Raw genomic sequence first — 18,895 nt, 5'->3', positions numbered from 1 at the left:
CGTCAGAATGCAGCCCTGCTCATGTGCCGCTCGTCCTGATCGTCTATCCAGACGAACTCCAGGTCCTCCAAGCCAGATCGCGCGCCCTGCGCGGGTGCGTCAAGCGACCAGTCGGAGTATGGCGACACCAGCGCCTGATCTGCCCCTACCTCCAGCGGCTGAGTGCCCATTGTCACCTCCGCAAGACTCACATGATAGGGGCTGTCATTGCGGGCATGGATCCGAAGCCGACCGTCCGGCAACGTTTCGACGTTCCAACGCAGGCCGTCGGCTGCCTCCGAGGCACTCCCGGGCAACCCGGCCGGGCGATGAAACAGCTTCAGCCGCCACCTGACCGAGTACTCGAAAGCGGGTGACCCCGCATCTTTGGCTCTGCCGGGCACGTCCAGTATGTTCAGCCAGAACACCGATTCACGGTCCTGCGGCAGCCCGGCCGCATTGACCAGCTGCACACGCAGATCCCGGTTTGCCCCTGGCTGCAACCTAAGCAAGGGCGGCACCACGGCAAATGGCAGCCTGAGCTGTTCCGGCGAAGCACTGCGATCTCCGGCGTCTATCCATGCCTGCACGAGCGACGCGGTCTTCCCTTGGTTCCAGATGCGCAGCGTCGTGCTTGCCTCGCCACCGGCATGCACGATGCGCGTCCTGTGCACGGCCAGGTCCGCATGTGCAACAGCGGGAACCGCTCCTGCACACGCAAGCAACAACCACTTCAGAACATGCATCATCATTGCGTCTCCCGTGGCGACGGGCCGCGACGGCCGCCACCCTCAGTAAGTGTCCACCTCGATCTTGAGCCCTGCGTTGGCCAACCCGGCTTTCAGATCACCAGTAGTCCGGACATAGCGCACATCCAGATATTCGGTTCCTGATGTCCCGCGATAATAAGAAGAGCCAAACCTGACCGGCGCCTTCGTCGCTGTTGAGGAGGTCGCACGTCGCACTTCAATCTCAACGCCTTCAGCCGCGTCTGCGCCCGCCTCGATCGCCATGCGCCCAGTCGCCAGCCCCGAATAATTCGTGGTCGGGGTGTAGACAATTTCAGCTCCAGGTGAGGTGGAATTGCAGCCGAAGCGCCAGGAAAAGCTGACGGGGTCACTGCTGTCTCCCGGGTTCTTCATTTTCATGGCATGACCATCGGGAAGCGGCAGCGTCTTCGGCGGGTTCGCGGAAAAGTAACAGGTGGGCTCCGGCGGCGGAACATACTTATGGATGACATGCGTGTTCGTCGTCTTGCTGTAGCTCAGGGCGGGCCTCGAGAGATTGGTAAAGTTCCACGAGAATTCGCCCGCTTCCAACCTGTCGGAAGAAGGGTAGGCCGTGGCGATGTACCTGTACCGGATCTTTATGAAGACATTTCCGCTAGCGTGATAGCCGTTCAGCTCAAGTCCCCCAGCGCCAACATTCTGATAGCCATACCAGTTTCCGCTGCCGTCATGGGTCGCAATCTGGAACTGAACGCCGAGCTGTGTGCCAACGTGAAAGACCGCTGCGCCATCCACCTCGTAGCCTGCATAGGTCAAGTCCGGGCTGAATTCAATGGGTTCGTAGAAGACCGACGCGTCAGTTGCGCAGCCTCGGTAGAGCTGATTGCTGGGAATGGCCGCGCTTCCCCAGACCTCAATCCATCCCATCAGGGGCTCCCTGTCGCCCGTGTACTCCCAGTATCTTGGTGTACCTGCGGAGGGGTCCATGTCCGATGGCGTCGGCGTGCATGCAGCGGCCACGCCAGGGAGGCCCCCTGCCAACAGCAGCGCAAGCATGCAGCCGCGGGCGGAGACGATGGGTCTTGCAGGGCGGATCTGGCTCATGATGTGTCCTGCCTTGTTCGTTGAATGAAATGTCATGGGAACGGCCGCCACCCGGCTCAGCGGGCAGCGACCTCCTCCCGCACGGTCGGCCGAGCCGCCTGCGCGGCATTCGGGTCCACCGTGGAATCCGCGATCGAGCTGGATTCGCAGCGCGACAGCAGCAGCATTCCGTCGGCACTCCGGTCGAGGTCGTATTCGATGGTGCAGCGGCCCGCTGCCCCCCCCAGATCAACGTGCAGCTGTCCCGCCACATCAATGCCACGCACCCAGAGGCGGCTGCCCTGGCCAACCACGCCCACGGCTTCGCCGTCGTCATTGACAACGTCCAGGCCAAACGGCAGCGGCTCGCCATTGCCCTGCAGCGCCTCGATCAGCGCGCTTCGGCCGCTGGCAGTCGGAATGACCGCGCGGACCACGGCGCCGGAGGTGGGCACCGCCGTTACCGAGCCGCTCTTCAATTCGATGTCCAGCGGCAGCCCCCGCGGGTCCACGGAAATCTCATTGAGTCGATAGGCGCTCAGGTACGGGACCACCGCATAACCCTGCCGATTGGTCTTGATTCCCCTCATGTGTCCCACTCGCGCGCCCTGGGCGTCCGGCACATGAACCAGGCCCACGGTATCGCCCAGGCGTTGACTGAAGGTCAGCCCGCCTGAGTGCAGTACCAGCCCACCGCTGGCCGACAGGCCCAGCTGCTGGCCACCGCTGCGCTTGTCCCAACCCACGCCCAGCTGCGCGGCAGGCGTCAAGTAGGCCACGTTGGCGCTCAGGTCACTGCCAGTGGGATTGCGGTTGTATGATGCGCTGTAGGTTCCCTGTTGTTCCTCACCAAAGTTGCCGCCAACGCCCAAGCGGTAGCTGTTGCCCGTACGGTCGCTGCCGGCACTGGCGCTCAGGCGTGGTGCGCGTGGGGCCACGCCCAGCGGCATGCTCAGCGTCAGGAAGGCACCGGTGCTCTGGCGCTGGGCACCACTGTTGAACAGTGAAGATTCCAGCGTACGTCGTGCGCTGATGCTGTAGCTCGCCCGACCGATCTGCCCGTTGTAGCCCAGCGAGAAATTGGTGGTACGCCGGTTTTCGTTCCAGTAGTCGGTGGTGTTGCCGGTCAGCGAAAGCGTGCCCTTGCCAATGCGCTGGCGGACGGTGAGGTCCAGACGGCTGCGCTGGCGCATTACACTCCTTGCGCCGTTACCGTTGGCAATGTCTTCGCGCAGGCGCGCCGCATCGTTGAAGCTCAGGAAGCCGTCGGTGGAATAGCGGTAGGCCGAGAGGGTAAAGCTCGTGGCGGCGTTGAAGCTGCGGCTGTAGGCCAAGCGGTAGGATTGCCCCCACATGCTCTTGCCGAACCCCTCAACCGGGTCGGAGAAGCGGGTATCCGAGAACGTAACGTCGCCAGCGAAGGCACCGATGCGGGTATTCAGCGCACCACCGAGCACCAGCGAATGATACCCCTCGGACACCAGCGCACCGCCGTAGCCGGTGAACCCACTGCCGACGCCACGTCGCACGGTGGCTTCGACGAACGCGGGCTCGTCGTGCGAGGTGCCCTGCAGCGTGCCCACGGTGAGGCTGGAGCGCTGTTGGCCCTGGCGCAGCAGCTGCGGCACTGACGCATAGGGAACCACGAAGCGCTCCACGCGCCCGTCGGCCTCGGTCACTTCCACTTCCAGGTCACCGCCGCCTGACGTGTTGCTCAGATCATCGATCTCGAATGGACCCGGCGCCACGGTGATCTCGCGGATGACCCGGCCACGCTGGCTGATGGTAACCCTGGCGTTGGTCTGCGCGACACCGCTGACGATGGGTGCATAGTTGCCGTAGATTTCCGGCAGCATGCGCGTATCGGTACGCAGGTTGGCGCCCAGATAGTTGACCGAACTGAACAGATCGCCTGCGGTGGATGACTCACCCAGCGTCAGCTGTGCGTTCCAGCGGCGCACTTCGCGCTCGGCGTAGCTGCGGCTGGCTACATAGCTGCGATCACCATTGGAGTTCTGCGAGAAGTAGCCGCTGTGGCGGAACCGCCACGCGCCGAGATTCAGGCCGGCGTCCAGGCTGGCGCCGGTATGATTGACGCGCCGCCCACCCTGCTCCATCTCGGTATGGTTGACGTGGTAGTTCAGCAGCAGCGCATTGATGCCCGGATCCCAGCGCGACGGATCCACCCAGCCTTCGCGGCGCGAGTCCACATAGGCGTGCGGAATGGAGATCTCCAGGCGCTGCTCGCCCGCGTCGAGCGTGGCGAGCGCTGAAGGAATGAAACGGGACAGCGCCTCGCAGGTCGGGGCCTGCGGAAACGCCAGCAACGGCTCGCCTTCATGCTGCTGGCGGGCAGCCTCCAGCTTGCCCATGTTCAGCGGCAGCATGTCGAACAGCGCAGGGTCCAGGCAGACTCGCACTTCGCCGCTTTCCATGGTGCGAGCTTCGATCTCGCGCCGCCCCACCGAAACGTCGTTGACGATGATGTCGGCACTGTAGGTACCCGGCAACAGCCCGTCGGTTTCGAAGCGGCTGATATCGATCTGGCCGCTATCGGCACCGTGCAGGAATGCGGTGTTGAATTCCAGCGAAGGTGCAGCCAGCGCGCCCACCGGCAGCAGTGCGACAAGCACAGCCGCGGCAAGGCGGTTATGGCGCGGCAGCAGGTGTGGGTGGCGATTGTTCATGGCAGTTTCCGGGGCATGGACGCAGCAGGCCGCCCGGGGCGATACCGACCCGGATGACAACAAGGATGGGAAGAAGTTGCGTCGGTCAGGGACGGGACAGCGGCGCCTGGGCCTTGATCACGACGCCGGTGTCACTGGCCGCGTACTCGAAGTTGATCGAGTCCTTCAGTGCTTGGTGCTGCTGTGGCGCAAGGCGGTAGCTGTGGCTGGACAGCGGTGAGATCACCGTCTCATCCGCCGCGACGCCCGCAGAAACGACCTTCTTGAGGATGACGTGATAGGGCGTGGGATTGCTTACGCGCAATGCACGGGCGCCGGCTTCATCCACTACCTGCCACTGCAGCTGCGTTGGCGCCTTGGCGGCTGCTGCGCGCGTCAGACCCTTGGGCCGGTAGAACAACTTGACCCGGGTGCGCACGACCAACTGAAGCGTCGCACCTTCATCATTGTTCTGCGTCGGCGCCGATGCGGGCATGTCCAGCACGTTGAAGCCAAATAGGCTCTCACGGTCACCGGGCAGGTCCTCGCCGGCCTTCGCGATGCGGATTACCTGCGACTTCCCGCCGTTGATGCGAAACACGGGTGGCCGGACAATGAAGGGCACCTTCAGGGACGAAGGGGCCGCATTGGCGTCGCCATCGTCGATCCATACCTGCACCAGCGACGGCATTTCGCCCACATTCTGCAACCGGACCGTGACTTCATTGGTGTCGCCGTCAAAGACCACCCGCGTGCCCATCATGGTCACTGCGGCCTGGGCCTGAACGGCACTGATCAACCCCAAAGAGCACAGCGCACCTGCCAGCAGATTTCGCTTGAAGTTACACATGGTGTCATTCCCTCGAAGAATCCGATTCCCGTGCCGATGCGCTCGGCATCGGCACGGAGGCCGTCATCAATAGAAGACGTCGACCTTCACTGCGGTGGTGAAGGCGCCCTTGGTGACAGCCGTGCTGCCCTTCTGCTCATAACGGGCTTCCATCTTGTAGGTAGTCGTGCCCGTACCCGCTGCGACCGTACCGGTGATCTCGGCGGTGTTCAGATCCAGCTCGGTGCCGTTGTGTGCCAGAACCAGCTGCACGTTCTTGGCGTCCGCAGCGCCCGTGCTGGTATTGTCGAGCTTGCCGTCAGTGTTGATGTTGGCGCCGCTGAACACCATCTTCAGATCACCGTCCGGGCAGGAGCCACCCGCGGTGCCACCGGCCACCAGGTCAAACGGAGTCGAGCGCGCCGTGACGCCGCCGGCGAGGTCGGCAATAGCGACCTTGCGCAGGGGTACTGCAGTGCTGGTTCCGGTGCCCACGCCGATCGCGCAGGTGGCATCAAGGATTTCGCCGGTGAAAGTGACGTCGGCACTGGCGGCGTTGGCCGAAGCAGCCAGGCCCAGCGACAGCGCGGCGGACAGGGCAATTGCAATCTTGTTCATGTTGATGAGTTTCCTGTTGAAAATTGGAGTATGGTGTTCAAGCCGCGCGTTACTGGGCTTGAGTGAAGGGGCGTTGCCTTCGGGATCAAATGCTAGAGATGACCGCCCACCCCAGGCATAGGACGACGACTAAAATTCGGGCGCGTACGGAGACCCCGCAGAGGAGGGATTCAGAAGCTGAAACGCGCGCCCAGCAGGAGTTCCCGCGAGATCAGATTCAGGCTCATCTTTTCGTCCTGCAGGCCACGGGCGTTGCCGAAGGTATTCCAGCCGCTTTCGGCGGTTCCCAGATCCGCGTAGCGGTAACCCAGATCCATCACCAGGCGTTCAGTCGGTGAGTAGGACACGCCCGCACCGAACGACCAGGCCAAGCCGGTTCGGGTGGCCTTGGCGTACTGGCGCCCTTCGTTGCCCTGCCAGCCGCCCGACTGCAGTTGCGACAGGCCGGCACCAGCAGTGCCATACACCGACCACGCGCCGTTGATTGCGTAGTCGCGATACACGTTGAGCATCAACCGCTGCGAACGCACGTCGTGGTTATTGAAGCTGGTGGCAAACACGCTGGAACCACTGGTGTAGGTGTCGGTGCGACGAGCGACATACTCGCCCTCCGTGCGCCAGCCGTTGCCATATGCATAGCCCAATCCCACAGAGCCGGTGGTAAAGTGCTGGCGCTGGTCGCCCGCCACGAACTGGCCGATGCCCGGGCGCGCACTGGCATCCATGTTGCGAGCCTGGTGATGCGCGTCGGTCACGCGGATCGTTGCGTAGTGGCCCTGTGCGGCATCAGCAGCGCAGACTTCGGTGGACATCAATCCCCCGCATATCATTGCGGCGAGCAGGATGAAGTTCTTGTTCATTTCAGTTCTCTCTATTTCCGGAAATGCACGGCATGGCCACCCCAGGGCGGAGCGACCATGCAAGCGGGTAGTCAGTTACCTAAGAGCGCTTAGTCGATCTTTTCCCAGCGGGTCATCGGCCGGTTGAAGCGGAAGCGAACTTCCTGTCCTTCAGGCAACACCAGCGCTGTGGTCATGCTGGTGTGAGCCGGCATCACTTGATAGGTATCGTTGGGATGGGTATGCAGGAAGGTGTACACATCACCGTGCACGGCCATGGCCGGCAGGGTCATCTCCAGCGGATGGACATCAACGGCACGCGTGACAACGTTGACCCGGCTGGCAGACGGGAACGGAAGCTGGGCCATCGGTCGAATGACATCACGCTTTTCCAGCTTCGACCACTGCTGCTTCGTGCCGTCGAAAATGAAGGTGCAGTCCTGGCCGCCCTTGCATGCCCGCTGCTCAAACGGCACCCCGTCGGCAACGATCGTGGTGCCCCACTGGGCGCGATTGGACACCGACAGCAGCGCGTGCTCCGGCGCCCATGCAGGCAGGTGCAGGATGCCTGCATGACGACCATTTTCCATGGTGTACTGGGTGAGCGCGTGGTTCGACGCCGGCACGCGATCTTCCGGGCGATTTGGACCGATAAGGACACGCGCCTTGCCTCCTGGCAACAGATCCCATTTTCTGGCGCCCTCACTCCAGGCAAAGCGCAGCGTATCAGGGCTGTTGAACGCAATGCCGCCGGCCACGGCGAATGCTGTGTCATCCAGCCTGAACCGCGCGCCGAAGGTTGCCACGGTATCCGCCATCACGCGGTCGTTGGCCGACGGCGCCACCGGCAGGCGCAGTTCCGGCGCCCAATAGCCGTCACCAATGAAGAAGTTCAACTGGCTGTAGCCCGAGGGCATATCACCGCTGCCGCCATTCAAGGGTGGCGATAGATCGGCCTCGGTCGCAGACGCGGCGAATGACACCAGGGAGGCCGCCAGGGCGGCGGCAAGGCGGAAGGAACTAGTCTTGATGTTGGACATGCAATAGCTCGATGGAATGGATGCCGCTATCACCCGTTCCGACGGCCCGAGCTGCGACGTGGCCAAGAATGCCGTCAGCGCGCAGCCCAATCTGTCTGACTAGTTCGATTTTTTCACGCTATCTTCACCCGCCAGATCGAGATCACCTATGTCATCGCTGCTGATGGCCTGCCAATTCCGCCGCAACTGCCGGCGCTGTGACGGCGAGGCGTACAAGTACGCATTGAGCAGCTCCATGAAACGCTTCTGCCCCACCGGCGTGAGCTGCGAGAAACGAGACATGAGGGAGGCGATTCGCACGTCAAGCGAGGCGGGCACGGCGGCTCCGTGGGATTCATCGATAGGCCTTCCCACCCTAGGCCCCTGCTCTGGCATTTCCATCGGACGATGCCCATATGGCGGCCGCATCACGTCGGCGTCTCATCATCCACCCGCCGCCCGCGCATGGCCTGCGAAGCGGAGACCACGCCGGTGCGCACCGCATATTCGAAGATCTCGGCCGTGCGGCGCAGGCCCAGCTTGCGCATCGCCGAGCTCTTCTGCGTGCTGATGGTCTGCCGGCTGCGCTGCAACTGGGCAGCGATCTCGGTCTGGCTCAGGCCTTCGGCCAGCAACCGCAGCACTTCGGCCTCACGCTTGGTCAGTGCGGCCTCGGTGCCATCGACCTCGCCCGCCAGTTGTTGCTGGATGTCAGGCGACAGATAGGCATTGCCTGCACTTGCAGCGCGAATGGCCGCGGCCAATTCCCCGGCCGGGTCGGCCTTGGCCACGATGCCGGACACCCCGGCCTTGCGGATGCCGGCCAGCACTTGCCGGCCGCCCACACCGGTCAGCACCACCAGCGGCACCCTGGGAAAGCGCCTACGCAGGAAGCCGATCAGCGCCACGCCGTCCCCATATTTGCCGCCCGGCATCGAGAAATCAGTGACGGCCACATCCACCGGCAGCTTGCTCAATGCGTCGACCAATGCCGTAGAATCCTCGGCGGTAGCCATCACCCTGATGCCCGGCTCGCTGCCCAGCGCTTCGTTTATGCCGGCCAGAATGACGGGATGGTCATCGGCGATGACGATGCGGATGCTCATGCTGCGTTCTCCTTGAAGCGGTTCGTACTACTGAAACTGACCGGACACCCGATTCCATGACCCAGCTGGCCATTCGCGTTGCACTTGCCGACGATCACCCGGTGATCCGGCTGGGGGTGCAGAGCGCGCTGGACGAGGCGCCGGCGTTGCATTGCATTGGTGCGGTGGCCGATTCCACGCAACTGGTCGAGCTGCTGCAGCGCGAGCCCTGTGATGTGCTGGTGACCGACTACGCCATGCCGGGGGGGCTGCATGGCGACGGCCTGGCGCTGCTGGATTACCTGCATGCGCATTTCCCGCAGCTGCGCGTCGTGGTGATGACCGGCCTGGACCAACCTGCCCTGCTGCACCAGCTCGACGCCCGCGCCGTACCCGGCATCGTCAGCAAGGGCGATGACCTGCAGCATGTGCAGGCGGCGGTGATGGCGGTCTATGCGCACCGTCGCTACCTGTCGCCGGGAGTTGCGGAACTGCTCAAGCGCAAGGAGCGCCGCCGCGTGACCGCGCTGACCCCGCGCGAGCAGGAAGTGGTGGCGCTGTTCATTTCCGGCCTGAGCGTGGCCGAGATCGCGCGGAAGCTGGACCGCAAGAAGCAGACGGTCAGCACGCAGAAGATCAATGCCATGCGCAAGCTGGGCATCGAGAGCGATGCCGAGCTGCATACCTTCGCGGTGGACCTGGGGTTGAAGAGCGCCTGAGCGGCGCCAGGGGGGCGCGGACAGGGTCACGGCGGCGGCTCCAGGTCGCGGCGATACGCGTCCAGGCAGTCCCGCAACGCGGCGTGCAGCGCATCGAGCGCGTCCGCATCAACGTCCTCGCCGTCACGCAATGAGAGTTCGATGACACCGCACTGCGCGGCCAGACGTTTCTCGCCCAGCATCTGCAGCGCGCCTTTGAAGGCGTGCACACGCTCCAGCAGATGCTGTCCATTCCCGGTTGCGCGCGCCTCGGCGATGGCCAGCAGGTCCTTGTCGCCGGTCTCGACGAAGATGCGGCGGATAGCCGCCGAAACGGTGGGCCGCACCGGGGCGGTGGCCGGCGCCTGGGGGGGCTGCGCCGGCTCCGCAGGCACCTTCGAAAGGCCCGCTTCCAGCCGTTCCAGGTTCAAGGGTTTCAGCAGCAGATCATCGATGCCTGCGGCCAGGCAGCGCTCGCGCTCGCTGGCCAGGGCGGTGGCCGTGATCGCCAGGATCGGCAGCGAATGGCCGCGACGCCGGAGTTCGCGCGCCAGTGCATAGCCATCCATCACCGGCATGTTGATGTCGGTCAGCACGGCCTGGTAGAGGCCATCCTGCCACAGTGCCAGTGCGGCCTCACCCTGCTCTGCCGCGTCCACCGCAAAGCCCAGCTCCTCCAGCTGCTGCTGGATCAGCTCCCGGTTCACGGCATTGTCTTCCACCAGCAGCACGCGGCCCCTCGAGTGGGTCGGAGCAGCCTGCACCGGCCCGGGCACCGGTGCCGATGCGCGCTCTGCGCTGCCCAATGCCTCCAGCAGCGCGTCACTGGCGTAGCTGCTCACTTCAATGCGATCGCCGCGCATCTCTGCGGCAAGCGGGCCCTGCGCGTGGGCATATACCGTGCGCGCATGCGCACGCATCAACCGCTGTTCTTCTTCCGCTGCCCAGGCCCGATGGTCGCCGACGATCAGCAGGACGTCGCCGTGCACATCCGGTTGCGGCTGGTCGAGCACGGTGGTGACCGCCCCCCACGCCGCCAGCAGTCGCTCCATTTCGCCGCGCCATTCGGGCGTGGTCGAGAGCACGGTGACCGCGCGCCCGTGCAGCGGCTGCGCGGGTGCGGGCACCAGCGCTTCGGTGCGCACCGGCAGCAGCAGCGTGAAGCTGCTGCCGACCCCTTCGGTGCTTTCCACCGATACCTGCCCGCCCATCGCCCGGGCCAGCTGCTGGCACAGGGCCAGGCCCAGCCCGCTGCCGCCATAGCGACGCGATACGCTGGCATCGGCCTGCTGGAAAGGCTGGAACAACTGCGCGGCCTGTTCCGGGTTCATGCCAATGCCGGAGTCGACCACCTGGATCCGCAGCAGCGTGCGCTGGCCGGCGGTCTCTTCCAGGGTGGCACGCAACAGGATGCGCCCGGATTCGGTGAACTTCACCGCGTTGCCCACCAGGTTGGTGAGAATCTGGCGGATGCGATGCATGTCGCCCACGCAGGCCAAGCCCGGCGGGGTCTCCACCGTGAAATACAGGCGCACCCCCTTGCGTAGCGCGTCGGGTGCGAACAACAGTGCCACGCCCTCGATCAAGGGGCGCAGTGCGAACGGGATCGGCTCCACATCCAGCTGGCCCGCTTCGATCTTGGAGAAGTCCAGCACGTCGCTGATGATCCCCATCAGCGCATCGGCCGAGAAGCGGATACGGTCCAGCCGCTCGCGCTGGCCAGGCTGCAAGGGCGAGCGCGCCAGCAGTTCCAGATGGCCGAGCACACCGTTGAGCGGGGTGCGGATCTCATGGCTCATGGTGGCCACGAAGGCCGACTTGGCCCGGTTTGCGGCCTCGGCCGACTGCCGCGCCGCCTCGGAGTCCTCGCGTGCCTGGCGCAGGTTCTCTTCCAGTTCGGCCTGTGCCGTCACGTCCCTCAGCGCGCAGACCCAGACCGCCTGGTCGCGGTAGCTGGCCTGGGCGATGCTGACCTGCAGCTGGGTACCGTGAGCCTGGTCGTCAGGCGACCAGTGCAGTTCCAGCACGTCATCGGCCGCGGCACTGCGCCCCAGCTCGGCCAGCCGCGCGTACAGCGGCACCGGCGCGTCAGCGGCAGCGCCGACCAGTTCACGCGCGGCATCGTTCTGCAGCAGTGGGTTGCCGGTGTCGCGCGCCAGCAGCGCCAGCCCCACCGGGGCGGTGTTCAGGATGGTCCTGCTCAGGGCCTCGCTCTCGTAGACGCGGGCGGCATCGGCCAATGCCGGGGTGAACACCCGGCGGTCGATGCGCCGCAGCAGCCACCACAGCAGGCCGATGATCAGCACCGCGCTGATCGATCGCGCCAGCAGGTACGGACCCTGCACTGCCCAGACGTCGCGCCAGTCGTAGACGTGGTTGAGCGTCCAGTCCACGCCCGGCAGGGTGCTGGTCAGGATGAAGCGACCCTGCGCGTAGCGGCGCGTCGGCGTACCGGCTTCGACATTGCCGGCCGCGCTGGACAGCAGTGCCTGTTCCTGGCCCGACAGCCCGCCGGTCGCCAGTACCACGCTGTGATCGCTGGCCAGCATCAGGTAGCGGCCCTGCTGGCGCGAGGCCAGGCGGGCCTTGACGTTGTCGATCGACTCGAACACCACCCTGCGGAAGTACGGCGTGGTGCCCTCGGCCATGGTGACCATGCCCACCAGCGATGGCTGGCCATTGAGGGGGTTGACGCCATAGCGCGACAACAGCCGGCCTTCCCGCGAAGCGGCCCGGATCGGGCCCGGCCGCGGCGACAGCCGCCGGATCTGCGCTTCATCACGCAGCAGGCGGGCAAACGCCTGCTGGCGGGTCGCCACGCCCAACGTCTGCAGCAGTTGCGCCTCGTCGCGCACATTGGAGACCGCCAGCAACCGCCCCTGCGGTTCATACGCGTACATCGCCACCGGGCCAGGTGACTCCTGCGACGTGATCGAGTCGGCGGTGTAGGCCGAGTAGATGTCGATCATCCCGAGATAGGCCTTCAGCTCGTCGGGCGGCAGTGGATTGTCCCGCGCGCCCAGCACCAGCCACGGCACGGCGGTGCGGCCTTCGGCCCGCACCACAACCTCCTGCCCCTGGGCCTGGAAGCGCTCAGCCAGCGGAGTACCGGCCTGCACCAATGCGGCGCGCTGGTCGCGCCAGAGCACATCATTGCCGTTGATGGTAGCGGCGTAGGCACGGTCGCGTTGGTACAGGTAGTAATCGATCGCCGCACGCGCTTCATTGAATGATTGCCGCTCGTGGGCATGAGACTCCTCCACGTCGGCAATCGAGCTGACGATGGCCGCCAGCAGCACCAGCACGGTGATCAGGGCGCCACCACCGAACAACAGCCTGCGGCGCAGCTTGCGCAGGTCATCCAGGCGCGTGGCCACGCCCGACGCGTTCGGGTCATGCGCTGCATCCGAGCCTGTCACGACCTTGATCCTGATGGGAGGGTGCATGCAATTTATCCGATTGCGCCACTTGGCGTCAGATATGGCGTGGACTGATCGATGGCGCCCTGCAGCGCCTGATAGAGCGCGTCACTGGCATAGCAGGAGACCGTGGCGACCGGGCCACACCAGACCGGTCGCAGCGGGCCTTCCCGGCACACCTTCACGACCGGGCCACGGCCCCGGGACCAGCGCTGCAGTTCCGGTGCAGAAGGTTCGAACAGTACGACCGCCGTCACCGGGGGGCAGCCCTCACCCGGCACCGCCAGGTGCACCTGCGCCCCCCACTGGCGCAGCCGGCGTTCCAGTTCGGCGCGCCACGCGCCCGCCGGTGCCAGCAGCGCAAGCTGATGCCCCTGCAGCGGCACCACCGGCCGTTCGCTGGGAATGCCCATCAACGGGACTTCGAACATGAAGCGGCTGCCCACGCCCGGCGTGCTCTCCACCCAGATGCGCCCGCCCATGCGTTCGCTGAGTTGGCGGCACAGCGCCAGGCCCAGCCCGGAACCCCCGAAGCGCTGCGGGATGCTGGTATCGGCCTGGACGAAGGGCTGGAACAGGCGCTCGCACTCGGCCGCACCCAGGCCGATGCCCGAATCGGTCACCTGCATGCGCAGGCGGGCCGGACCCTCCGTGCGCGGGCAGGACACGCTCAGCTGGACCCGTCCGGAGGCCGTGAACTTCAACGCGTTGCTGGCCAGGTTGCGCAACACCCGTTCGATGGCGGCCATCGGCGCGACAGCCGCGGCAGGCACGTCCGGGTCGACCACGCAATCCAGCTGCAGCCCCTTGGCCTGCGCGACCGGCGCATACAGCAGGGCCACGCGTTCGAGCATGGCGACCGGCGAGAAGCGCTCCGGGTGCAGCGCCCACTGGCCGGATTCGATGCGGGACAGGTCCAGCACATCGGTGATGACATCCATCAGCGAATCCGCCGACTGCCGCAGGCGCAGCACCCGCTCACGGGGTTCCGGTGCCAGCCGGCCGCGCGAGAGAAGTTCCAGATGGCCGATGATGCCGTGCAGCGGCGTGCGGATCTCATGGCTCATTGCCGCCACGAAATTCGATTTGGCCTGGCTGCAGGCCTCGGCCGCCAGCCGTTGCACGCGCTCGGCGTGCACGGCCTGCTCGTGCTCGCTGACATCGGCCACCATCAACAGCACGCCGCCCGGCCAGCTGTCGCCGCCGTCGATCATGCGTGTGCGGTGGAACATCCTGCCGGCGGGGTCGGCGGCCAAGGGCAGGTCACCTTCGATGATCTGCGCCCCCTGGCCAAGCTCGGCCTTCAACACGGCCTCGCGCAGCTGTGGCAACAGGCGTGCACCGGTGGCGCGGTCCATCCGCTGCAATGGGCCATTCCAGTCCTGGATGTCGCCGGTGCGCGCATCCATCAGCCCCACCCCCACCGGCACGTGATCGAGCAGAAGCCGGAGGCGGCGGTCGCGGGCATAGATGGCTTTGACCTGGCGCAGCGCGGGGCTGTACATGCGGCGATGCAGCCAGAGCAGCAGGAACCACAACAACGCGAGTGCCGCGAGCACCATCGCGCCGCTGCTTACCAGCATCGGCGCAATACCACGCAGGATGTCGTTCCAGCGATAGGTTTCCACCAGGGTCCACGGGGTGCCGGCCACGGCCAGGGCCAGGGTGAACCGGCCGTTATGGAAGCGTGCGCGGGTGGCATCCCCGAGCAGCACCCAGTCGCTGTCGCCCATGCTCAGCGCCTGATCCGAATCCGGTGCGTTGGCCGCCAGTACCCGCAGGCCATCACGGTCGAGCAGTGCCAGGTGCCCCTGGCTGTTGCGCGCAAGCAGCTCCTCCAGCCGCGACATGGGTTCGTAGGCGACGAAGGTGGCAATGGGACGATCGCCCTCGTTGGCGTGGAACACCGACACCAGCGACGCCTCTCCCGTGACGGGATGCCGCCCGAAGCTGCGCCTCGGCAGCGCGGCGTGGGACACGCTTTCCAGCAGCGGAACCTGGTCATGGCGCGAGGCGGGCGCCAGCAACTGCGCAGGGGCGCGCAGATGCTCGAACACCTCGCTGCGCGAAGGGGCCGCCAGCGCATCGATCAGGCCGCGCTCGGTCAGGCCCCGGTCCAGCGACAGGTATTGCCCACTGGGATCGAAGAAGTACGACACGCCGGCAGGCTCGCCCTCATTGGCCGTGGTGGTCAGGCGCTGGATCAGCGATACCGCTGCGCTGAGTTCCAGGTAGCGCTGCAGCTTCTGCGGGGCCCAGCCATCGGTCGACAGCCCCAGGGCCATCTGCGGCTGGCTGCTGTCGTCGGCCACCACCACCAGGCGTTGCCCGCCCTGCAGGTAGGCCTGGCGCATGGCATCGGCATCAAGCTGGCCCAGGGCGAGGTTGCGGCCCCATGCGTACTCGGCCATGTTGGCCAGCCGCTCGTAGCTGGCATCCTGGCGGCCCAGCTGGATCTGCAGCGCGTTGTGCGCGCGGCGGAACTCGGCGATGCGGCGGGCTTCGTAGGCATTGACCTGCACCACGATCAGCGTGATCAGGACGCTGATGGACAGCAGGCTCAGCACTGCCCCGCAGGCCAGCATCAGGCGCCGCGGATATCGCTTGAGCGCCAGCAGCTCGCCCGCACCGGCCACCGCCGCGTGAGGGCGCGATTGACGCAGCGATTCGGCGATGGACGGGGATGCGGATGGCATGGGATGGGCGCGGGTGACGCGTCCTGTCGAGGGGGAGTGCCAGCATGGAAGGTGGCAGCGGACGCTGATGTAGGACGATGTCCAAATGCAGGGTGATTCCTGACGCATTTGCCCGTCGAACGTGTCTGCTTTCAGGCTGGATGCAGCTGTGCCGCCATCTGCGATCCGCGCCAGGCGCCTGTTCGGCAGGCGCGCGGTAGCCAAAGCTGGCGCGCCGCTGAATGCCTGGTACGCGGCCCACCGAACCCGTACACGTCCTACACAGCGCGGTTCCGACGCGCTTCTACGGTAGTGGCACCCCTTACCCCTTTCAGTCTTTTTCGGGAGCCCCTGCATGTCATCCCCCCCCCGCCGAATCGTCCTGACCCTGGCCATCGCGGTGAGCCTGGCCGGCTGCGGAAGCGCCGGCAGCGGCGCTGTTGCCCCAGGCCCTGCCCCCGCGTTCAGCGGCACCTATGCGATCGATGAGAGTGCGCTGCCGGCATACAACCGCTTCTTCCGCACCGACATCGATGCAGGCGTTGACGCGTGCACTGACTTCGGCGCTCACACCAATGGAAAATGGCTGGCAACCACCGCGCTTCCGGCCGATCAGGTGTACTGGACGGCGTTTTCCATGCTCGACGCGCGTTCGAAAGGCGTCCAGAGGCAACTGCTGGAACAGGCGTCCCGCGTTGCCGATCCCAGCCCCGTCGAGAAGATCCTGACGGACCTGTGGTTGACCGGCATGGATACCGGGACCCGCAACGCGCAGGGCATCTCACCGCTGGCGGAGGAGCTGGCGGCGATCGACGCGCTGCCTGACCGGGACGCCATCATCCAGTTCCTGCACAGCCGCGCGGCGCAGGGCCGCAACGTCCTCTTCGAGCTCAAGGTGTCCCCGGATCTCAACGACCCGGAGAGGATGATCGCCTACGCGACGCAGGGCGGGCTTGGCCTCCCCGATCCTTCCGCCTATGCCAATCCGGATCTGATCCAGGCCTATACCGCCCATGCGTCCAGGCTGTTCACGTTGTCCGGCCTGGACCAGGCCACGGCACAGCAGATGGCCAAGCAGGCCATCGGCCTTGAGCAGCGCCTCGCCAAGGCGTCGACCAGCAGCGCGAAACTGTCCAAAGACTACGCGCTGCGTTACAACCCGGTCACGCTGGCCCAGGCCGATACGCTGACGCCTGGATTCAACTGGGCCGCCTTCTTCGATGCACAGGGCGTTCCGGCCCCGGAGATGTTCTCGTTGTCCATGCCTGCATTCCACCAGGAAGCAAGCCGGGCGCTCAGCGACACCAGCGTCGAGGCGTGGCGCGCCTATCTGCGGTTCCGCACGCTGGACAGCGCCGCGCCGCATCTGGGTGACGCCTTCGCGCAGCAGGCCTTTGACTTCCATGGCAAAACGCTGATGGGTGCCAAGCAAATGCAACCGCACTGGAAGCGGGTCCTGCAGGGTGTCAACGGCGCTGCGGGTGAGGCGCTTGGGCAGTTGTATGCCCATGTTGCCTTCCCGCCTGAAGCCAAGGCGCGGATGGAAGTGCTGGTGCACGACGTATCATCCGCGTTGAGGGACCGCCTTGCCGGCGCAGAATGGTTGAGCGAAGCCACACGGGCCCAGGCGCTCGCCAAATGGGAACGCTTCAGCGTGAATATTGGCCACCCCGACACATGGCGCGACTGGGATGGCCTGCAGACCGGCCGTGACAGCTACCTTGGCAACCTGCACGAGGCGATGGCATTCCGTCATCGCCAGGCCATGGCCCGGATTGGCCAGCCGGTGGACACACAGCAGTGGGCACTGAATCCCCAGGACGTCAATGCGTCGTTCAACCCAACATTGAATGCGCTGACCTTCCCCGCCGCCCTCCTGCAGCCGCCGTTCTTTGACGTGGATGCCGATGATGCCGTCAATTACGGCGCCATCGGTGCCGTGATCGGCCATGAGCTGCTGCATGCCTACGACGACCAGGGAAGCCGCTTCAGCGCGACCGGGCGGCTGGAGAACTGGTGGTCGGAGCAGGATGCCCAGCACTTCAAGTCGCTGGGGGACACGCTGGTCCGCCAGTTCAACGAGTACCGCATTGATGGCCAGCCGGTGAATGGGCAGATGACGCTGGGCGAGAACATCGCCGACCTGGGGGGCCTGGCGACGGCATACGATGCCTTGCAGATGGCCTCGGAAGGTCGCGCTGATCCCATGGTTGAAGGGCTCACGCGCGATCAGCGCTTCTTCTACAGCTGGACGGCACTGTGGCGGAGCAAGGAGGCCCCGGAAATCACCCGGATGTTGCTGGCGATGGATCCCCACGCACCGAACCGGTTCCGCGCCATTGCCGCGCCAGGCAATCTGCCGGCATTCGCGGCCGCCTTCGCGTGCACGCCAGGGGCAGCCATGGTGCGCCCGGACAAGGACAGGGCCGCCATCTGGTAACGGCCGAAATGGCGTGCCCGCTTTCCACGGGACGGCAGGACGGCGCAGCCGCCCTGCCAATGACTACAACCCGTTCAGAACTGGTGTTGCGCGCCGGCACCGACGGATGCCCCGGACAGCTCGCCACGGCCACGCGTACCATTGATCTTCATGCCCGGCACCGCATCGATACCCAGGCTGATCCCGGTATTCGGTGACAGCCAGTAACGCGCACCCACGCCCGTACCGAGATTCACGGTGGTCGCAGCGTTGCGAGATACCTTGTCACTGCCCGCGCCCCAGCGCGTCCGTTCCGCGCCAACGGACACCTTGCCGAACAGCTCGACCTTCTCTCCAATGGGAACAATGCCCACGACCGAGCCGCGCACGCCGTAGCTTGCAACCCGGCCCAGCGCCCCGAGATCCGCCTTGCGCACCATGGAATGCGCGTCTGCTTCGACGGCAAGGTGGCGCGACATGCGATAGCCGGCGCCGGCCAGCACCGTGGTTCCGTTCGCAGATTGATCGCGGCGATCTCCGCCCGTGGAGAATTCCGCATCGATGGACGTCATGCCCATGCCTGCGAATCCGTAGAGGCCCTCCCGATCCGCAGCGCTCGCCGACAACGGTGCAGCCAGGCAGGCGGTTGCGATGGCAAGGGGGACAATGTGCTTCTTCATTCCGTACGATTCCTGGATGGGGAGATTTCAGGATCTTCACGGTGAGGGCACACAGGCATCGGACAACGGCGAGAGTCCGCAGAAGCCCGAACAGGCGCTCTGTCACCGTTCATGAAGCACCGTGGAGCGCGTTCACTGCCGACGGCGCAGGCGGAGCG

14 protein-coding genes are annotated in these 18,895 nt (G+C 65.5%); 2 read left to right on the top strand and 12 right to left on the bottom strand.

Features of this window, described 5'->3' with window-relative positions; translation table 11 throughout:
* Window positions 1-2: 2 nt before the first annotated feature.
* The 9 genes from A9K58_RS06030 to A9K58_RS05990 all read right to left on the bottom strand — a co-directional run bounded on the left by A9K58_RS06030 (window position 3) and on the right by A9K58_RS05990 (window position 8,867).
* Complete coding sequence (locus tag A9K58_RS06030; RefSeq protein ID WP_065198498.1) at window positions 3-731, bottom strand: fimbrial biogenesis chaperone; 729 nt, start codon at window positions 729-731, stop codon at window positions 3-5.
* 39 nt (window positions 732-770) lie between these two features.
* The gene (locus A9K58_RS06025) at window positions 771-1,811 is read right to left on the bottom strand and encodes a fimbrial protein (protein ID WP_065198497.1); all 1,041 of its coding nucleotides are present in this window, start codon (window positions 1,809-1,811) and stop codon (window positions 771-773) included.
* 56 nt (window positions 1,812-1,867) lie between these two features.
* Complete coding sequence (locus tag A9K58_RS06020; protein ID WP_065198496.1) at window positions 1,868-4,477, bottom strand: fimbria/pilus outer membrane usher protein; 2,610 nt, start codon at window positions 4,475-4,477, stop codon at window positions 1,868-1,870.
* A gap of 85 nt (window positions 4,478-4,562) precedes the next feature.
* Window positions 4,563-5,306 carry a fimbrial biogenesis chaperone gene (locus A9K58_RS06015; protein WP_081283988.1) on the bottom strand — a complete coding sequence of 248 codons (744 nt, stop codon included), beginning with the start codon at window positions 5,304-5,306 and terminating at the stop codon, window positions 4,563-4,565.
* Between the two features lie 66 nt (window positions 5,307-5,372).
* Window positions 5,373-5,903, bottom strand: a complete 531-nt coding sequence (locus A9K58_RS06010) for a fimbrial protein (RefSeq protein WP_065198494.1) — start codon at window positions 5,901-5,903, stop codon at window positions 5,373-5,375.
* A 170-nt stretch (window positions 5,904-6,073) separates the two neighbouring features.
* Entirely contained in the window at window positions 6,074-6,763 is a 690-nt protein-coding gene (locus A9K58_RS06005; RefSeq protein WP_065198493.1) for an outer membrane protein, read from the bottom strand.
* 89 nt (window positions 6,764-6,852) lie between these two features.
* Complete coding sequence (locus A9K58_RS06000) at window positions 6,853-7,782, bottom strand: hypothetical protein (RefSeq protein ID WP_065198492.1); 930 nt, start codon at window positions 7,780-7,782, stop codon at window positions 6,853-6,855.
* A 99-nt stretch (window positions 7,783-7,881) separates the two neighbouring features.
* Window positions 7,882-8,100, bottom strand: coding sequence for a hypothetical protein (locus A9K58_RS05995; RefSeq protein ID WP_155760443.1), 219 nt, complete (start codon window positions 8,098-8,100; stop codon window positions 7,882-7,884).
* A gap of 89 nt (window positions 8,101-8,189) precedes the next feature.
* Window positions 8,190-8,867, bottom strand: a complete 678-nt coding sequence (locus A9K58_RS05990; protein WP_065198490.1) for a response regulator — start codon at window positions 8,865-8,867, stop codon at window positions 8,190-8,192.
* Window positions 8,868-8,923: 56 nt separating this feature from the next.
* On the opposite strand from A9K58_RS05990, the gene A9K58_RS05985 reads away from it, so the two are divergent.
* Entirely contained in the window at window positions 8,924-9,565 is a 642-nt protein-coding gene (locus A9K58_RS05985) for a response regulator (RefSeq protein WP_065198489.1), read from the top strand.
* Between the two features lie 26 nt (window positions 9,566-9,591).
* On the opposite strand, the gene A9K58_RS05980 is transcribed toward A9K58_RS05985, so the two are convergent.
* Entirely contained in the window at window positions 9,592-12,990 is a 3,399-nt protein-coding gene (locus A9K58_RS05980) for a hybrid sensor histidine kinase/response regulator (protein ID WP_081283987.1), read from the bottom strand.
* 5 nt (window positions 12,991-12,995) lie between these two features.
* Window positions 12,996-15,659 (bottom strand): ATP-binding protein, encoded by a 2,664-nt coding sequence (locus tag A9K58_RS05975; protein WP_065198488.1) that lies wholly within the window; start codon window positions 15,657-15,659, stop codon window positions 12,996-12,998.
* 334 nt (window positions 15,660-15,993) lie between these two features.
* Between A9K58_RS05975 and A9K58_RS05970 the strand changes: the two genes are divergently transcribed.
* Complete coding sequence (locus tag A9K58_RS05970; RefSeq protein WP_065198487.1) at window positions 15,994-18,078, top strand: M13 family metallopeptidase; 2,085 nt, start codon at window positions 15,994-15,996, stop codon at window positions 18,076-18,078.
* A gap of 74 nt (window positions 18,079-18,152) precedes the next feature.
* Here the strand turns inward: A9K58_RS05970 and A9K58_RS05965 are convergent, their stop codons facing one another.
* On the bottom strand, window positions 18,153-18,737 hold the full coding sequence (locus tag A9K58_RS05965; protein ID WP_065198486.1) for an outer membrane beta-barrel protein: 585 nt from the start codon (window positions 18,735-18,737) through the stop codon (window positions 18,153-18,155).
* Window positions 18,738-18,895 lie beyond the last annotated feature (158 nt).

Source organism: Stenotrophomonas maltophilia, assembly GCF_001676385.1.
In the GTDB taxonomy this organism is placed as follows: domain Bacteria; phylum Pseudomonadota; class Gammaproteobacteria; order Xanthomonadales; family Xanthomonadaceae; genus Stenotrophomonas; species Stenotrophomonas maltophilia_J.
Note: the sequence above shows the minus strand (reverse complement) of the source record. Positions and strands in the feature narration are given on the sequence as shown.